Raw genomic sequence first — 15,622 nt, 5'->3', positions numbered from 1 at the left:
GATGAACGATATGACCAGGATCGAAAACCTCGATGTCGGCTTCGACGTTCCCGCCATCCCCGGCATGAACGAGGCCGATATCCAGACGCCCTGCCTTGTGCTCGACCTCGATGCGCTCGAGCGCAACATCAGGAAGATGGGCGACATTGCAAAGAAGATGGGTGTCAGGCACCGCGTCCACGGCAAGATGCATAAATCGGTCGATGTTGCCAAACTTCAGGAAAAGCTTGGCGGATCATGCGGCGTGTGCTGCCAGAAGGTTTCGGAGGCCGAGGTTTTCGCGCGCGGCGGCATCAAGGACGTATTGGTGTCCAACCAGGTGCGGGACGCAGCCAAGATAGACCGCCTGGCCCGGTTGCCGAAACTCGGCGCGCGCACGATCGTCTGCGTCGACGATCTGGCCAATGTCGCCGATCTCTCCAGGGCTGCCCATAAACACGGCACCGAGATCGAATGCCTGGTCGAGATCGATTGTGGCGCCGGCCGTTGCGGTGTCGTGACGACGGAAGCGGTGGTGGAAATCGCCAGGGCCGTCCACGCTGCAAAGGGCCTGAAATTCTCAGGCATCCAGGCTTATCAGGGCGCCATGCAGCATCTCGACAAATTCGAGGATCGCAAGGCAAAGATCGATATCGCCGTGGCGCAGGTCAGCGATGCGGTCGAAGCGCTGAAGAAAGAGGGCCTTGCATGCGACATCGTCGGCGGCGGTGGCACGGGGTCCTATTATTTCGAAGGAACGTCCGGAGTTTATAACGAACTGCAATGCGGCTCCTACGCATTCATGGACGCCGACTACGGACGCATTCACGACAAGGACGGTAAGCGCATCGATGATGGCGAGTGGGAGAATGCGCTGTTCATCCTGACCTCTGTCATGTCTCACGCAAAAGCCGACAAGGCGATCTGCGATGCCGGCCTCAAGGCCCAGTCGGTCGATAGCGGGCTGCCGTTCGTCTATGGCCGTAAGGATGTGGAATACGTCAAATGCTCGGACGAGCATGGTGTCATTTCCGATCCGAACGGCGTTTTGAAGATCAACGACAAACTGAAGCTTGTTCCGGGACACTGTGACCCGACCTGCAATGTCCACGACTGGTATGTCGGTGTCCGTAACGGCAAGGTCGAGACGCTCTGGCCTGTGTCCGCCCGCGGCAAGGCCTACTGATGCTGATCGTTCCCGAGCGTGAAATCGCGAACCTCATGACGCGCGAGGCCGCTTTCGAAGCGGTGGAAAAGGTCTTTGCGTCGATGGCGGCGGGGAAAGCAAAAAACTTTCCGGTCGTGCGCGAAGCGATCGGACATGCCGAGGCGCTTTACGGGTTCAAGTCCGGTTTCGACAAGGCCACGCTCGATCTCGGCCTGAAGTCCGGCGGCTACTGGCCGGGCAACGCCGCAAAAGGCTTGACCAACCATCAATCGACGATCTTTCTGTTCGAAGCCGACACCGGAAAGTGCCGGGCGATCGTTGGCGGGAATTTGTTGACTGCATTGCGCACGGCCGCTGCAGCCGCGGTTTCGGTTGCCCATCTCGCGCGGCAGGACGCAAAGGTTCTGGGCATCGTCGGCGCGGGTCACCAGGCGGCGTTTCAACTGCGTGCGGTAGCAAGGCAGCGCAAGTTCGAGCGTGTCGTGGCCTGGAACCGCTCTGCCGAGAAACTCGACAGCCTGGCAAAGGTGGCTGAAGAACTCGGCCTGCCGTTCGAGAGCGTTTCGCTGGACGATCTCGCCGCTCGGTCCGACGTCATCGTGACGATCACCTCGAGCTTCAAGCCATTGCTGATGTCCGATGGGGTGAGGCCGGGAACGCACATTGCCTGCATGGGCACCGACACCAAGGGCAAGCAGGAAGTCGACGTGGCGCTGGTCGCACGCGCGCGGCTGTTTACGGACGAGGTCGCGCAGTCGATAAGCATCGGCGAGTGCCAGCACGCCATTGCAGCAGGGACCGTTGCCGAAGCAGACATCCGCGAACTTGGCGCAGTCGTGAACGGTACGGATGCCGGACGCGTTTCGAATGATTACATCACTCTGTTCGACGGCACCGGCGTCGGTCTTCAGGATCTTGCCGTCGCGTCCTCGGTCGTGAAACTCGCCATTGAAAATGGCGTCGCCATCGACGTTGATTTTTGACGCAAGCGTCTGCCCAGTCGAATAAGATTCGACTGGGCATCTAGAATGAATGCGCGAGACAATTGTGAGTTCTCGCAACAGAACTGGCGCAACCAAACATCGTTGCGCCAGCCGAAAGAGGATTTCAGGGATTCAGATAAGGCAGGACTTCATTGATCCCGCGGTAGATCATCTCCACCGAAACATACAGGATGACTGCCAGGCCGACGTAAGCGATCCAGCGATGGCGCTGGAGCAGGCGGGCGATGAAGCTCGCAGCCAGGCCCATGAGCGCGATGGACAGGATCAGGCCGAACACCAGCACACCCGGATGTTCGCGGGCTGCACCTGCCACAGCGAGCACATTGTCGAGCGACATGGATACGTCGGCGATGACGATCTGCCATGCTGCCTGCGCAAACGTCTTGCGGGGGGCCTTGCCGGCAATTTTGCCGTCAAGGTTGATATCGCGGTCCTGCAGTGCCTCGTTCGCCTCGGTTTCCTCGGCATGGTTGGCACGCAACTCGCGCCACATTTTCCAGCACACCCATAGCAGCAGAACACCGCCGGCAAGCAGAAGCCCGACGATCTGCAAAAGCTGGGTCGTTGCTGCGGCAAAGCCGATGCGCAGCACCGTCGCAGCGATGATTCCGATGAGAATGGCTTTGGCTCGCTGGTCTTTTGGCAGGCCGGCGGCAGCAAGGCCGATGACGATCGCGTTGTCGCCCGCCAGAACCAGGTCGATCATGATAACCTGAAGCAAGGCAGAAAGGGCTTCAGGGGTTAAGAATTCGCTCATATGGCACCCATGTTGTGTGTGGGCACCCGCATGCCGTGGGACCTGTTTATCGCAAAGTGTAACGCAAACGGCACTGCCGTGCCGAACGCGCTTGCTGTCGGACTACTACGGTCGATTGATTTCCACGAACACCAGGCCACCCAATTGGACTTCCAGTCCGACATCACAGTTCATTGGAACTGCCAGAGGGGCCCGGCCTGGTGCGCTACGTGTAATCACATGGCAGAAAAACTCAAGGAGCAAATTGGCCTTAAAGTTTCTCTATCCGGTTATCTGCCTGCTCTTCAACTTGGCCAAAGTCACTGCGTCGCGCTCATGGGAAGGATTGCGTTTTCTCGAGCTTGGCACCTTAAAGACATTGCGACATCTTTTGAGTTGAAGCCTGTGAGAGAAGCTATGGTAGCCAACACACAGAAAATTATACGCGCCCGTAGAAAAGTTCGGCGTGGCTATGCCTTTGGCTGACAAGGCAGCGCCTCGGCCGTCGACTTGCCGCCAAGCCGACATAACTGCCTGTTTGGCAAGTTAGGTCCGCTTGGTAATATGCTCCTGAAGGAGCAGCTCAAGGCAGCGGTTCTGAGGAAAGGGGTGCCCGCGATAACGTCGGAATCCTTCGCCAAACGGAACGCCGATGCACTTACCGCGCTCGCCGGACCAGATTTCCATCTGCTCCACGTAGTTTTCCATATGATGGTGGGCTTTCAGCCAAGCGCGCTGCGATTGATGTTTCTCCAGCATGGCGCGTTTGACTGCGATCTTGTCGGTAATGTCGACGATAAAATCCGGGTCGATCGTATCGCCGTTGCGGTCGGTGCCTCCTAGAGGATCCATCAGATAGAGCTCGGGGATTTCGCCGATAGAAGGCGAGTGAGTTTTGTAGTTGGGCAACCCGGCCGCAAAGCAGGCGTCGCGCACGAGCAGGCTCGTTGCCTCATGGTCCGGGGAATAGTCCACGGGCGATGCCGTCAGGACGACATCGGGGCGCGTCTTGCGCAGCAGTTCCACCACCGCGTGCCGCGACGCGTTATCCGAGAAGATTTCCTGGTCCAGAAAATCCCCGGGCACATAGTCCGCGCCGATGATCGCGGCCGCAGAGGCTGCTTCCTTGCGACGTAATTCGGAAATCTCCGAGGCTGACAGATCGCGAGATCCCTTGTCGCCACTGGTCAGCGTCGAGAAGATAATGTGATGCTGTCCGGTATCGGCCAAAAGCGCCAAAGTGCCGGCAGCCAGAAACTCGATGTCGTCCGGATGCGCATGGACTGCGAGAATGCGAACCAAGTTGGCAGCTCCTAAATTCCTATATGCTTGGGATAGCCCTCGGTTCGGCGCGGCACTTGCGCATCCGACCTTTGCGGATAGCGCGTCTGCAAAAATGGGCCTGGCTCCGCCGCGGACGGGCTCGAGATTGTGCTCGTTGTCATTAGCGCCCTGGTTGAATCAAGCGTCTTGGCTGGCTTGACTGAAAAACATGACTCCGGTAGTCAGCATTATCGGCTTGGGACGGCATGATACCATGATACAAATCGGAATTGGGGCGTTGTGTGAGTGGTTTCGCGGATTTCAATGGATATGGGCAAGATACTAGGGACCGTTCGGTTCCGAGGCAATATGGGCTTTTGAAGCGGCGGTTTCATCGCTTGTTGGTTTCCACCGTGCTGGGATTGGGAGTTCTGACAAGCCCGGCAGCATTCGCTCAGCAAGCATCCTCGGCAAACGGCGATCAGAATTCCGGCAATGGTGCCGCATCAGGCGGTGCGATCGTCCTCGATCAGGTCACCATTGAGTCGCGGGTCGAAAACGCCTGGGGACCGGTCGACGGCTATGTCGCCAGCCGCAGCGCCACCGGTTCCAAGACCGACACGCCTTTGATCGAGACGCCACAATCGATCTCGGTCGTCACCGCCGACCAGATGGAAGCTCAGCGTGTGGAAAGCCTCGGCAACGCCTTGCGTTATACTCCCGGCGTATCGGGCGAAATGTGGGGTAACGACACCCGCGGTTCCGGCCTGCAGGTCCGCGGCTTCGATGCGTGGGACGAGATCTTCTTCAAGGATGGTCTGCGCCTCAAGGGCTCGGCGTTTGTGAGCTTCCTGTCGCTCGAACCTTATGGCGCCGAGCGGATCGAAATCCTGCACGGGCCTGCATCGGTGCTCTATGGCCAGAACAGCCCCGGCGGCATCATCAACTATGTCAGCAAGCGCCCGACTGGCGAGACGTTCCGCGAGATTGAAGTCAGCGCGGGCAGCTTTGACCGCTATCAGACACAGTTCGACATGGGCGGCAAGATCGATGAGGCCGGCGTGCTCAGCTACCGGCTGACAGGCCTTTTGCGCGACGGCAACATCGATGTCGACTTCGTCAATGATGACCGCATTTTCATCGCGCCATCGCTCAAATGGCAGCCCGATGAGGACACGAGCCTGACGGTCTTGGGAACTTATCAGCGCAACAAGGGCGGCTGGGGCATCCAGTTTCTGCCGGCTGAGGGAACCGTGTTCCCCGGCCTGGGCGGGAAACGCCTGCCGAACAACATTTTCGTTGGCGAGCCGGCATTCGACGAGTTCAATCCGACATTCGCAATGCTCGGCTACGAGTTTGAGCACCGGGTCAACGAGACCTGGCAGGTGCGGCAGAACGCCCGTTATTCCTACCTCTATAACGGTGAACAGTTCGGCGTGTTCGGTGGCGGCGCCAATCCCAATCCCGATCTGGAACCTGGCCTCGATCCTGATGGCCATACCTATCATCGTTATGTCGATGCCGGCCGCTCGAAGTTCGGCAATTTCGCGATCGACAACCAGGCCCAGGCGACATTCGATACGGGACCGCTTGCCCATACGCTGCTGATGGGCCTCGATTACCAGTATACCGACTACAGCGACTGGGGTGCGGGCGGCGACATTGCTCCGCTGGACGATATCTTCAATCCGGTCTACGGCGCGCCGATAGGCGAGCTGACGCCCTACATGGATGTCGACGCCCGGCAGTGGCAGGTCGGTCTCTACGCACAGGACCAGATCAAATACGAAAACTGGGTGCTGAGTTTCGGCGGCCGCCAGGATTGGACCCAAAGCAAGTCATTCGACAAGCTTGAGGGTGGCGAGAGCGAGCAGTCGGACAGCGCCTTCACCGGTCGTGTCGGTCTGGTCTACCTCTCCGACATCGGGCTGGCGCCGTATGTCAGCTATTCGACGTCATTTATGCCGGAGATCGGTACCAACAATGAAGGCGAAGCGTTCAAGCCGGAAACCGGCGAGCAGTATGAGATCGGCGTGAAATACCAGCCGGTAGGCTGGAACAGTTTCGTCACCGTCTCGGCCTTCGACCTGACGCGGGAGAATGTCACGCGCAGTTACGGCAACGACACTTTCCAGACCGGCAAGATCCGCTCGCGCGGCATCGAGCTGGAGGGCGTTGCGAGCCTCGATTCAGGCTGGGACATCAAGCTTGCCTACGCCTATATCGACATGAAGATAGTCGATGACGGCGATGGCACCGGCGGCAACACGCCTTATGGCGTGCCGCAACATCGACTGTCGCTTTGGGGTGACTACACATTCCGGAGCGGAATGTTGGAGGGCTTCGGCGGTGGTGCCGGCCTGCGCTATATCGGTTCGAGCTTTGGCGATGACGCCAACTCCTTCGAGGTGCCCGCGGCGACGCTGGTCGACGCGGCTGTCCACTACGACTGGAAGAACATGAAGTTCCAGCTCAACGCCAGCAACCTGTTCGACAAGCAGTATGTCACCTCCTGTTACAGCCGCAGTTCGGGCTGCTTTTACGGAGAGGGCCGCAAGATCACCGGCTCGGTAAAGTATCGTTGGTGAGAAATACGGAATCGCGCGCGCCTTTTGGCCTGCTCACTAGGCGGCAGTGTGTTGCCGGCCTCGCCGGGGCCTGGCTCGGCGCCGCGACCTTACCGGCCCGCGGCGCATCTCAGCCGCGGGTGGCCTGTCTCGAATGGACCGCGGCCGAGATGATCATTTCGCTCGGCATCGAGCCGCTCGCGGTCGCCGATACAAAGGGATATCGCGACTGGGTGGTTGGCCCCGGCCTCTCGGCAGGATGCCTGGACCTCGGCTCGCGCGGTGAGCCCAATCTTGAATTGCTCCTGGAACTCAAGCCCGATCTGATCATCGGCGCTTACGGCTACGGGCTCGATCAGGGTCCGTTTGCACGAATAGCGCCGCTCCATACCGTTCCCTTCTATGACGGCACCGACACGCCTTACCGGCAGGCCGAGACCGAGACACGGAAACTCGGCGAGAAACTTGGACGCGAAGCCGAGGCGGAAGAGCTGATCCGTCAGACTGCGACCGCTATTTCCGAGGCCAGGGTGAGGCTTGCCGGCAAGGAAGGGCGACCGCTCGCCGTGGTCAGCATGTTCGACGATCGCCATGTCCGCGTCTATGGCCGTGGCAGCTTGCTGCAGGACGTATTCGACAGGGTCGGGATTACCAATGCCTGGACGGGAAAAACCGATAGCTGGGGCTTTTCGACGATGGGCATCGAAGAACTGGTGGCGATTGGCGAAGCGCGGCTGGTTTCGCTCGATCCGATCCCGCCGCATATTCGCATCCGGATCGAGCAAAGCACGCTGTGGGCGAACCTTCCCTGCGTCAAGGCAGGCAATGTGACGACGATCCCGCCCGTCTGGCCGTTCGGCGGATTGGCGTCGGCCGCTCGCTTCGCCACGTTGCTTGCTCAGGCATGACCGTCATGCAGGCCGCAGGCAAGACGACGATGCCCGGCAGGAGGGACTGGCCCCTTCTTCTGCTGGTTTGCGTGCCAGCGCTGCTGGCCGCATGCCTCACTCTTACCGGCCTACTGCGCCTTCTGCCCGCAGAACTCTGGTGGCATGCCATCGGCGCTCCCGATCTCACCGATCCGCGCCAGTTGCTCTATCGCCACGCGGCCCTGCCGCGTATAGCAATCAGCCTGCTCGCGGGTGCCGCGCTCGGCTTGGCGGGCACGCTTCTGCAACAGGTATTGCGCAATCCGCTCGCCGAACCGACGACCATAGGCACGAATGCCGGCGCCAGCATCGCCCTGACCGTCGCCACCCTCTATGCGCCCTGGACGCTGGAACACGGCCGGGAATGGGTGGCGCTGGCGGGAGGAGCCGTTGCCACGCTCGCCGTCTTCGAACTGTCGAGAGGCCGTCGCTTTTCACCGATCGCCATTATCATTGCGGGGCTGGTGATCAGTCTTACATGCAATTCGGCGGGCGCGCTGTTGATGGCGATCAACCGCGAATATACGCAGGAACTGTTCATCTGGCAGACCGGCTCGCTCATCCAGAATGGCGATACCGCAACGTTCAGGCTGCTTCCCTGGCTCATTGTGGCCGGCATCGCCGCTTTGTTTCTGATCCGCCCGTTGCGGCTGCTCGATCTGAGCGACGAGAGCACGACGAGCCTTGGGGCCAGCCCGGTCACGATGCGGCTTGCGGGAACCGGCGTTGCCGTGGCGCTGAGCGCGGCTGTCGTCGCAGCTGTCGGGGTCATCAGTTTCGTGGCGCTGGCAGCGCCGGCACTGGTCAAGCTCGCCGGCGCGCGTACGTTTCGGCAGCGCATGATATGGGCGCCGCTTGCCGGCGCATCGATGCTGTGGCTGACCGACAGGGCAGTACAGGTCCTGCCGTTCGCGTCGGAAATTCCCGCCGGTACGGCCACCGCGTTTCTCGGAGCGCCGCTGCTCCTTCTGCTGCTGCCGAAATTGCGAACCATGCCGGAGCGGCAAGAGGTGATGCCATCCCTGCACAGGCGAAACGCATGGCTGTTTCTGCTGCCGGCATTGACGGCAATGGCTGTGCTCGTCTGGGCCGTGCTGGCCGTGGGATATGACGGCAGCGGATGGCGCTGGGCTTCAGGAGCGGGACTGTCCGAATTATTGCCGCTGCGGGCTCCACGCGTCGCGGTTTCGCTTGCCGCCGGTGTTATGCTGGCGATTGCGGGCACGTTGATGCAGCGCATGACCGGCAATCCGATGGCGGCACCGGAGGTGCTGGGCATTTCCGGCGGTGCTTCACTCGGCGTGCTGGTTTTTTTCGTCCTGAGTTCGAGCCTTGACCGCTCGGCCATGCTCGCGGCTGCTTTTGCGGGTGCCTTGGCAAGCCTGGCGATAGTGGCGCCGATCGGCAACCGCCGGGCGCTCGCGCCCGACAGGTTGTTGCTCGCCGGTGTCGCGATGGCGACGATGGCTTCCGCCTTCTCAGCGGTAGTGCTTGCCAGCGGCGACCCGCGCCTCGACACGCTGCTGGCGTGGCTGTCGGGCTCTACGTATCGTGCCACCACCGCCGACGCCCTTGTCGCGGCAACGACGGCTATCGTCCCGCTGATGATCGTGCCGTTCCTCGCACGCTGGCTGGAGATTCTGCCCCTCGGCGATGCCGCTGCATGCGGGCTGGGTCTCCGGCTTGACCGCGTCCGCGTCATTCTTCTGGTTCTGGTGTCGATACCGACGGCGGTAGCAACCCTCGTCATCGGCCCGTTGAGCTTCGTCGGACTGATGGCGCCGCATCTTGCGCGCATGCTCGGCTTTCAGCGCGCCCTGCCGCAGCTTTTCGCCTCTGCGATTCTCGGCGGCTTGATACTCGTTTGCGCGGACTGGGCCGGCCGCATGCTGATCTTCCCATGGCAGATCCCGGCCGGACTTATCGCTGCCCTGGTGGGCGGACCATATTTCATGTTTCTGATGGCGAAACGGCGGTAGCGCTCACGGCTTGTGCCGCAGTTGGGCTGATAATTGGCGTCGCACCGGGAGTTGACGTACAAATACTTTTCTTCAATCCGGCTGCCCCTGCATGTGCTAATTTGGCCTGAGTAATTTCGTTCATGGAGCGAAGCGGTGGGCGTTAGAAACGCAAAAGAGCATGCCCGGTATTTCACGGCGCCGACCACCGGCGTCGAGTGCCTGACGGCATCGTTCAGCCAACATCACTACGCCCCTCATGCGCATGAGACCTATGTGATCGGGGCGCTGATGAGCGGCAAGGCCAGCGTCTTCATCCGCGGCGTCCAGCTTTTCGCAGGGGCAGGCGACCTGACCCTCTACAATCCGCATGACGTTCATGACGGCATCCCGATGATGGACGGTTACAGCTACCGGGTGAGTTACCCCGACGCGGATCTCATAGTCGAAATCGCATCGGAAATGTCGGGGAGTGGAATTCTCGGAACTCCGTCGTTTCCGGAGCCGGTCGTCAGGGATGTGCGAGGCTGCGCGCTCTTTTTCGAGGCTCATCGCGCCTGGGAAGACAATCAGTGCCCGTTGGAAGCCGAAGAGCTGATGCTGCGCAGCTACCGCCATTGCCTGTCCAGACACGCCCGGGTTGCTCTAAAGCCGACTGGCGCGGAAGAAGGGCCGGTCGCACGAGCGGCTGCGGTTATGTGCGAGCGGTTCGATGAAAAACTGACCCTTGCCGAACTGGTCAAGGAAGCCAGGTTGCCGCGGCAGCGCCTGATCGAAGCATTCCACCGGGACACCGGCTTCACGCCGCATGCCTATCTGATCAACCGGCGTGTGGATGCTGCAAAGGCAATGTTGCGACGCGGCCATGATCCGGTTGACGTCGCGGCTGCATCCGGTTTTGCCGACCAGGCTCACCTCATTCGCACCTTCAAGGCACGCATCGGCGTGACCCCGGGAGCCTATCAGGCCGCATTCGCCATGTAGCGGCTTTGCCGGGTTCGCCCGCCTCGTTTTCCTCAACGTTCAGAAACTCAACCAGTCGGCGCCGAAACGCGCCGCAATGCAGGAGCATGCCAAAATGAAACGTATCCCTGAGCCATTCAGGATCAAGATGGTCGAGCCAATTCGCATGACCGAACAGCCGTACCGTGAAGTCGCATTGAGGGAAGCTGGGTTTAATCCATTCCTTCTGCGAAGCGAGGATGTCTATATCGATCTCCTGACCGACAGCGGCACCGGCGCGATGAGCGATCGCCAATGGGCTGGCATGATGCTCGGCGATGAAGCCTATGCGGGCAGCCGCAACTATTATCGGCTGGCCGATACCATCGAGCGGCTTTTCGGGTACCCCTATACAATCCCGACTCATCAGGGCCGGGGCGCCGAACAAATCCTGTTCCCGGAAATGGTCAAGAGGCGTGGATCGGCCACGCCGGTCTTCCTGTCCAACTACCATTTCGACACGACGAAGGCTCATGTCGAAATCGCCGGCGCAAAGGCGATCAACGTCCTGACCAAGTCCGCTCTCGATACCGCCAAGCACGACGACTGGAAGGGAAACTTCGACCTGGCGGAACTGCTTCATGCGATAGAAATTCACGGTCGCCAAAACGTCGCCGGCATCATCGCAACCATCACCTGCAACAGTGCCGGCGGCCAGCCGATGTCGATGGCCAACCTGCGAACCGTTTCCGGATATGCCCGGGAGATGGGCATCCCGATGATTATCGACGCGACGCGTTTTGCCGAAAACGCCTGGTTCATCAAACAGCGGGAAGTGGGTTACGCCGAGCGCTCGATCCGCGACATCGTGCGGGAGATGATGTGCTACGGCGACATGCTGACCTTGTCCGCGAAGAAGGATGGCCTGGTGAACATTGGCGGCTTTTGCGCGTTCCGTCAGGACGAGGATCTGTTTCGCGCCGTCCAGACCAGATGCGTACCCATGGAGGGCTTCATCACCTATGGCGGGTTGGCGGGGCGCGACATGGAGGCGGTCGCGATCGGGCTCGAAGAGGCGGTCGAAAGCGACTATCTCGCCTATCGCATCGGGCAGGTGGCCTATCTTGGCGAAAGACTGAGAAACGCCGGCGTTCCGATCCAGTATCCGACGGGTGGACATGCCGTGTTCGTGGACGCTGCCGCTATCCTGCCGCATGTTCGCCCCGAGCAGTTTCCAGCGCATGCTCTCGCGTGCGAACTCTACATCGAGTCCGGCGTGCGTGCGGTGGAGATTGGTTCGCTCATGCTGGGGCGCGATCCGAAAACCGGCGAGCAGGAAGTGTCACCGCTTGAATTGCTGCGCCTGACGATCCCGCGCCGCGTCTACACCAATGATCATATGGACTATATCGCCGATGCGCTGATCGCCGTTGCCGCTCGCGCGGAGAGCATCAAAGGGCTCGACTTCGAATATGAGCCACCGATCTTGCGGCATTTCACGGCGCGGTTTCGGTGGGCAGATACGGCGCCGGCAGCATCGAACAAGGAACTGGTCAGCGCATGAGCCCGCTGGTCAAACGATACCTCGAAGAGCGGGGCACGGTGTTCTCCGTGGTGACGCATAGGCCGTTGATCTCGTTCGACGATGCAAAGGAGATACTGCCGCACGATCCTCGAAACATGGTCAAGGGCCTGGTGTTTCGTTGCGCGGACAACAGTCTTGCGATCATCGCCATCCGGGCAGCCGAACGCGCCGACTACAAGAGGATCGCAGACGCGTTAGGAGAGCGGCGGGCAGACCTTCGCATGGCCGAGGAGGAATACGTCCGGGACAGGCTCGACATGGAGATCGGCGGCGTCGTTCCGCTGCCGATCAACGGCGCCCGTGTGTTTATCGACCGCAACGTCCTTGAGTTGGAAGAGGTCGTTTGCGGCACGGGTCGCAACACGGCGACCCTTGTGATCGCTCTTCCCGAGTTGTTGCGGATTGCTCAGGCCGTGGTGGGGGATCTGTCAAAGGGTGCTGCAAACCAAAACAGCCTTGCTGCGAGTTGAGAAAGGCAATGCGACTGCCAGACAACAAGCTCTACAGTTGGCAGTTGACGACCAGAGTTGCCGGTATTGCCTTGATTGGACTTGGCGTGTTCGGCGTGGTCAGGGCGTTGCTCAACTTGCTTGGGTGATTGGAGTGGTCCGTGCCGGACAGGCAGAAATCAGACAGTTGCAGGTCTAAGCTTTAATCAAATGGGTTAGCTTTGGCCGCAAGCGATGCGGTCCGGCTTGGCTTGACAATCGCGGCCTCGGATGAAGAGCGTCAATTCTCGACAGCATCGTGGGAGCGACGGCGTCGATGCCATAGGAAGCCATCGCGGTTTGTGCCGCAGTGCGCATACCGGCAAGACCTGTCCACTCATCGTGCACGGTGCGCAGTTTCGCGCTTAGATCATCTTCATCGACATAGGCCCAGGCAGCTGCGGCGTTCGAGCTCTCGAAGCCGAAGCTCATGCGCGTGTCGGCCTTGCAGATTGGTTCGACCGAAAAAGCCACCGGCATTGAATTCTGCGGGGTCATGTAGTCCATGTTGCCACTGAACCCGGTCGCCGCGACGATATTGCCGTGCGCCATAGCATCGGAGATGCAAAGGCCCCAGCCTTCCGCGCAATGGGAACTGACGCAGCACTGCCCGATGCCATGCAGCGCTGCGATTTCGTCATCCGTGGCATCGCCGCCCCAGGCAATGACACCCTTGGCGCGCATCGAGAGAGGCAATTGCTCAGGCGTCTTGACGATAAAGACCGGTCCGCCGTCCGGAAATGCCTTGGCAAAAGCGCGAATGCCAGCTTCGATGTTCTTGCGCTCTTCGAGCCTGGCGATCGTATAGAAGGCGAATGTCGTGTCCGTCAGGCCGAACCGCGCGCGCAACGTGCCTTGCTCGGCCAGGTCAGGCGAGGGCGGCGTCACGATATGCGGCACGATGGTCACCGGCTTGCCGCTCGCCAGCATGATATCGCGGCAATAACTTGAACTGGTCCAGATCTCATCGACGAGTCCAAGCCAGCGTGTCACGTTGGGCGAAAGCCGATCCGGTTCCCACACGGCGTAGGCGATGACATGGCGCTGCTTGAGTTCGGGATAGGCGCGGAAATAGCCGGGATAACTCCAAGGTTCATTGTGGAGAACAACTATATCTGCCTCTGCCGGGCTGTCGGTAATCTCTACGCCCGCCCCCTCCAGCGCGCGCCGGTAGTCGAGGCCGGCGCGCTTGTGGCTTTTGTAGCCGGACAGCAGATAGCAGACGGCGCCCCTCATGCAGGCGGGCTTTCGTCGTGCTGCAGTGTCGACAGTGAAATGATGCCGAACTTGCACAGCCACATCAGGCTGCGCATTCCCCTGGCCCGGTTGGCCTCGGGCAGCCCGGAAAGCAGCGTGGCCACGCTCTCGGGCGCTTCGCCCAGCCGTTTGACGATCCGGTCGATCTCGAAATCATCGAGCATGATCGGTCGCGCCACGGTGTTCATCCGCAAGGTCCTCATCTGGCGGAGCGTGTATTCCGGGTCCGGGTCCACGACGGTTGCGATCATCGCCAGTTCCAGCGGTTGCGACGAATGCCCGCCAAACATGGTGAAAAGATCGGGATAGTCGGGATGAACGGTCTGCCTGGAAGGATCGCGTCCACCCACTGTGCGGGCGCTACGGCGAAGCGCGCCAAGATCTGCCCACAGGTCCTGATATTGGGCGATGATGCTGCGCCAGTCATAAAGTGCCTCAGTGCGCTTGCGCCCGGTCTGGCCCATGCGCTGGCGCAACTCTCCATCCGTTGCCAGCCGTGCGATCGCTTCCGCGCAGGCGTCTATGTCGACTGCCGTGCACTGCGCGGTGAAGGAGATCAGCGTGAAATGATCGAAGACCGATCGCGCGTGATCATCTGCAAGCTCGATGCCGGCGCCGGATGGCGCCATGATCGTCGGAATCCGAAAGCCCGTTTCCCCGTCGACCACCGTTTCCTTGTAGCCGTTCCAGTCGCTTACGATGCAAGGCAGGGACGCTGCCATCGCCTCGACCGGCGTCAATCCGAAGCTTTCCTGGACGTTGTCGGGCAGCGAGACGAACATATCGGCCGCAAACCATGAATCACGCGCGGTCTGCGGGTCGGCGCCGTCGATCCAGTGCACCGGCACCGAAGGGCAGAACAGCTGGCGCGCGGCCCGGAACTCATGCTCGTTCAGCGGGTCGTTGAACTGTCCGACCATGGCGAGATGCATGCGGCCCTTGCGCATGTGGCGCGATGCGATCTCCAGCGCCCGGAAAAGCGGTACCGGGTGCGACTTTGAGCGGTAGTCGAGCCGCCCGAAATTCAGCACCAGGATGTCGTCCGGCTCAAGCATGAGTTTGGCGCGGAGTTCCTTGCCTGCCGCGATTCTGGCTTCAGTACGCGTGAAGCGGTCGAGATGGACACCGAGCGGAATGATCGGAAACTGCACCGGCGTCTTGCCGACGGTGAAGCCGCGCGAGGCCAGATACTCTCCCCAGGTTTCGAATATATGCTCGATCGCCTGCCGCGCCGAGAGCGAGGTGCATATCAGAGCATCCCACGGTTGTGTCGGCGATACCATGAAATCGCGGATGCTGCGGATGACGCGCTCGGTCGCCACCGAATGCGTGATGCCGCAAACGCTGTAGCGCCGCTCGCCGATATAACGGCGCATCCACGCGCCTTCGGATATGACTGGCCCCGGCATGAACACGCAGCCGGCTTCTTCCAGGAGATCGCCATCGAACGGCGTGATCCACTCGGAGGGCAGGGTGCGCTCGCCGAGGGCTACGCGTTCACGAAACGCGTCGTAGATCTGCGGCCTGTCGGTCAGGCAGTAAAGCTTGTCGACCCCGCCATGCTCGACCAGAGCATCGAGAAAGCCCGCGCCGGCCGACTGGCGTCCGACCACCAGCCTCTTGTCACCTTCATAAGCCTCCGGGATGAAATGGATGGCGCAATTGGGTCGCGGAGACACGGCCTCGCGCAAGCGGAGTGCAGGAGCGGCGTTCATGCCATCGCCCCCGCGCCGGATTTGCTACCGC

Annotated in this window: 13 protein-coding genes; 9 read left to right on the top strand and 4 right to left on the bottom strand. The window is 60.7% G+C overall.

The features are described 5' to 3' along the window. Position 1: 1 nt before the first annotated feature. Both bhcC and bhcD read left to right on the top strand, forming a co-directional pair. Positions 2 to 1,165 (top strand): 3-hydroxy-D-aspartate aldolase BhcC, encoded by a 1,164-nt coding sequence (gene bhcC / locus G6N74_RS11305; RefSeq protein WP_165117302.1) that lies wholly within the window; start codon positions 2 to 4, stop codon positions 1,163 to 1,165. Next, on the top strand, positions 1,165 to 2,130 hold the full coding sequence (bhcD, locus tag G6N74_RS11300) for an iminosuccinate reductase BhcD (RefSeq protein WP_165117300.1): 966 nt from the start codon (positions 1,165 to 1,167) through the stop codon (positions 2,128 to 2,130). The genes bhcC and bhcD overlap by 1 nt, the downstream gene beginning before the upstream one ends. A 124-nt stretch (positions 2,131 to 2,254) precedes the next feature. On the opposite strand, the gene G6N74_RS11295 is transcribed toward bhcD, so the two are convergent. Next, positions 2,255 to 2,908, bottom strand: a complete 654-nt coding sequence (locus G6N74_RS11295) for a TerC family protein (RefSeq protein ID WP_165117298.1) — start codon at positions 2,906 to 2,908, stop codon at positions 2,255 to 2,257. A gap of 219 nt (positions 2,909 to 3,127) precedes the next feature. Between G6N74_RS11295 and G6N74_RS11290 the strand changes: the two genes are divergently transcribed. Then, positions 3,128 to 3,373: a hypothetical protein gene (locus G6N74_RS11290; RefSeq protein ID WP_165117296.1), complete on the top strand. Its 246-nt coding sequence runs from the start codon at positions 3,128 to 3,130 to the stop codon at positions 3,371 to 3,373. A 60-nt stretch (positions 3,374 to 3,433) separates the two neighbouring features. Here the strand turns inward: G6N74_RS11290 and G6N74_RS11285 are convergent, their stop codons facing one another. Continuing rightward, complete coding sequence (locus G6N74_RS11285; protein WP_165117294.1) at positions 3,434 to 4,189, bottom strand: PIG-L deacetylase family protein; 756 nt, start codon at positions 4,187 to 4,189, stop codon at positions 3,434 to 3,436. A gap of 359 nt (positions 4,190 to 4,548) precedes the next feature. On the opposite strand from G6N74_RS11285, the gene G6N74_RS11280 reads away from it, so the two are divergent. From G6N74_RS11280 to G6N74_RS11255, 6 genes are all read left to right on the top strand, one after another. Continuing rightward, entirely contained in the window at positions 4,549 to 6,738 is a 2,190-nt protein-coding gene (locus tag G6N74_RS11280; RefSeq protein WP_165117292.1) for a TonB-dependent siderophore receptor, read from the top strand. Then, positions 6,735 to 7,625 (top strand): ABC transporter substrate-binding protein, encoded by an 891-nt coding sequence (locus G6N74_RS11275; RefSeq protein WP_312857863.1) that lies wholly within the window; start codon positions 6,735 to 6,737, stop codon positions 7,623 to 7,625. Before G6N74_RS11280 ends, G6N74_RS11275 begins: the two co-directional genes overlap by 4 nt. After that, complete coding sequence (gene fhuB, locus G6N74_RS11270; RefSeq protein WP_246245722.1) at positions 7,622 to 9,625, top strand: Fe(3+)-hydroxamate ABC transporter permease FhuB; 2,004 nt, start codon at positions 7,622 to 7,624, stop codon at positions 9,623 to 9,625. The genes G6N74_RS11275 and fhuB overlap by 4 nt, the downstream gene beginning before the upstream one ends. Positions 9,626 to 9,760: 135 nt before the next feature. Next, positions 9,761 to 10,588: an AraC family transcriptional regulator gene (locus G6N74_RS11265; RefSeq protein ID WP_165117290.1), complete on the top strand. Its 828-nt coding sequence runs from the start codon at positions 9,761 to 9,763 to the stop codon at positions 10,586 to 10,588. Between the two features lie 94 nt (positions 10,589 to 10,682). Then, positions 10,683 to 12,110 carry a tryptophanase gene (locus tag G6N74_RS11260; RefSeq protein WP_165117288.1) on the top strand — a complete coding sequence of 476 codons (1,428 nt, stop codon included), beginning with the start codon at positions 10,683 to 10,685 and terminating at the stop codon, positions 12,108 to 12,110. Further along, entirely contained in the window at positions 12,107 to 12,601 is a 495-nt protein-coding gene (locus tag G6N74_RS11255; protein ID WP_165117286.1) for an aminoacyl-tRNA deacylase, read from the top strand. Before G6N74_RS11260 ends, G6N74_RS11255 begins: the two co-directional genes overlap by 4 nt. Positions 12,602 to 12,775: 174 nt before the next feature. On the opposite strand, the gene G6N74_RS11250 is transcribed toward G6N74_RS11255, so the two are convergent. Both G6N74_RS11250 and G6N74_RS11245 read right to left on the bottom strand, forming a co-directional pair. Next, positions 12,776 to 13,855, bottom strand: a complete 1,080-nt coding sequence (locus tag G6N74_RS11250) for a glycosyltransferase family protein (RefSeq protein ID WP_165117284.1) — start codon at positions 13,853 to 13,855, stop codon at positions 12,776 to 12,778. Further along, entirely contained in the window at positions 13,852 to 15,591 is a 1,740-nt protein-coding gene (locus tag G6N74_RS11245) for a glycosyltransferase family 4 protein (RefSeq protein WP_165117282.1), read from the bottom strand. The genes G6N74_RS11250 and G6N74_RS11245 overlap by 4 nt, the downstream gene beginning before the upstream one ends. Between the last annotated feature and the right edge of the window lie 31 nt (positions 15,592 to 15,622).

The sequence above is a fragment of the Mesorhizobium zhangyense genome (assembly GCF_011045115.1).
Taxonomy (GTDB): Bacteria; Pseudomonadota; Alphaproteobacteria; order Rhizobiales; family Rhizobiaceae; genus Mesorhizobium_M; species Mesorhizobium_M zhangyense.
The sequence above is the reverse complement of the archived record's forward strand: the minus strand, read 5'-3'. Positions and strand labels throughout refer to the sequence as shown.

Excerpts from the sequence above, each read along its gene's own strand:
- bhcC (WP_165117302.1), top strand. The coding sequence starts at position 2 with ATGAACGATATGACCAGGATCGAAAACCTCGATGTCGGCTTCGACGTT.
- bhcD (WP_165117300.1), top strand. The coding sequence starts at position 1,165 with ATGCTGATCGTTCCCGAGCGTGAAATCGCGAACCTCATGACGCGCGAG.
- G6N74_RS11295 (WP_165117298.1), bottom strand. The coding sequence starts at position 2,908 with ATGAGCGAATTCTTAACCCCTGAAGCCCTTTCTGCCTTGCTTCAGGTT.
- G6N74_RS11290 (WP_165117296.1), top strand. The coding sequence starts at position 3,128 with ATGGCAGAAAAACTCAAGGAGCAAATTGGCCTTAAAGTTTCTCTATCC.
- fhuB (WP_246245722.1), top strand. The coding sequence starts at position 7,622 with ATGACCGTCATGCAGGCCGCAGGCAAGACGACGATGCCCGGCAGGAGG.
- G6N74_RS11260 (WP_165117288.1), top strand. The coding sequence starts at position 10,683 with ATGAAACGTATCCCTGAGCCATTCAGGATCAAGATGGTCGAGCCAATT.
- G6N74_RS11255 (WP_165117286.1), top strand. The coding sequence starts at position 12,107 with ATGAGCCCGCTGGTCAAACGATACCTCGAAGAGCGGGGCACGGTGTTC.
- G6N74_RS11250 (WP_165117284.1), bottom strand. The coding sequence starts at position 13,855 with ATGAGGGGCGCCGTCTGCTATCTGCTGTCCGGCTACAAAAGCCACAAG.
- G6N74_RS11245 (WP_165117282.1), bottom strand. The coding sequence starts at position 15,591 with ATGAACGCCGCTCCTGCACTCCGCTTGCGCGAGGCCGTGTCTCCGCGA.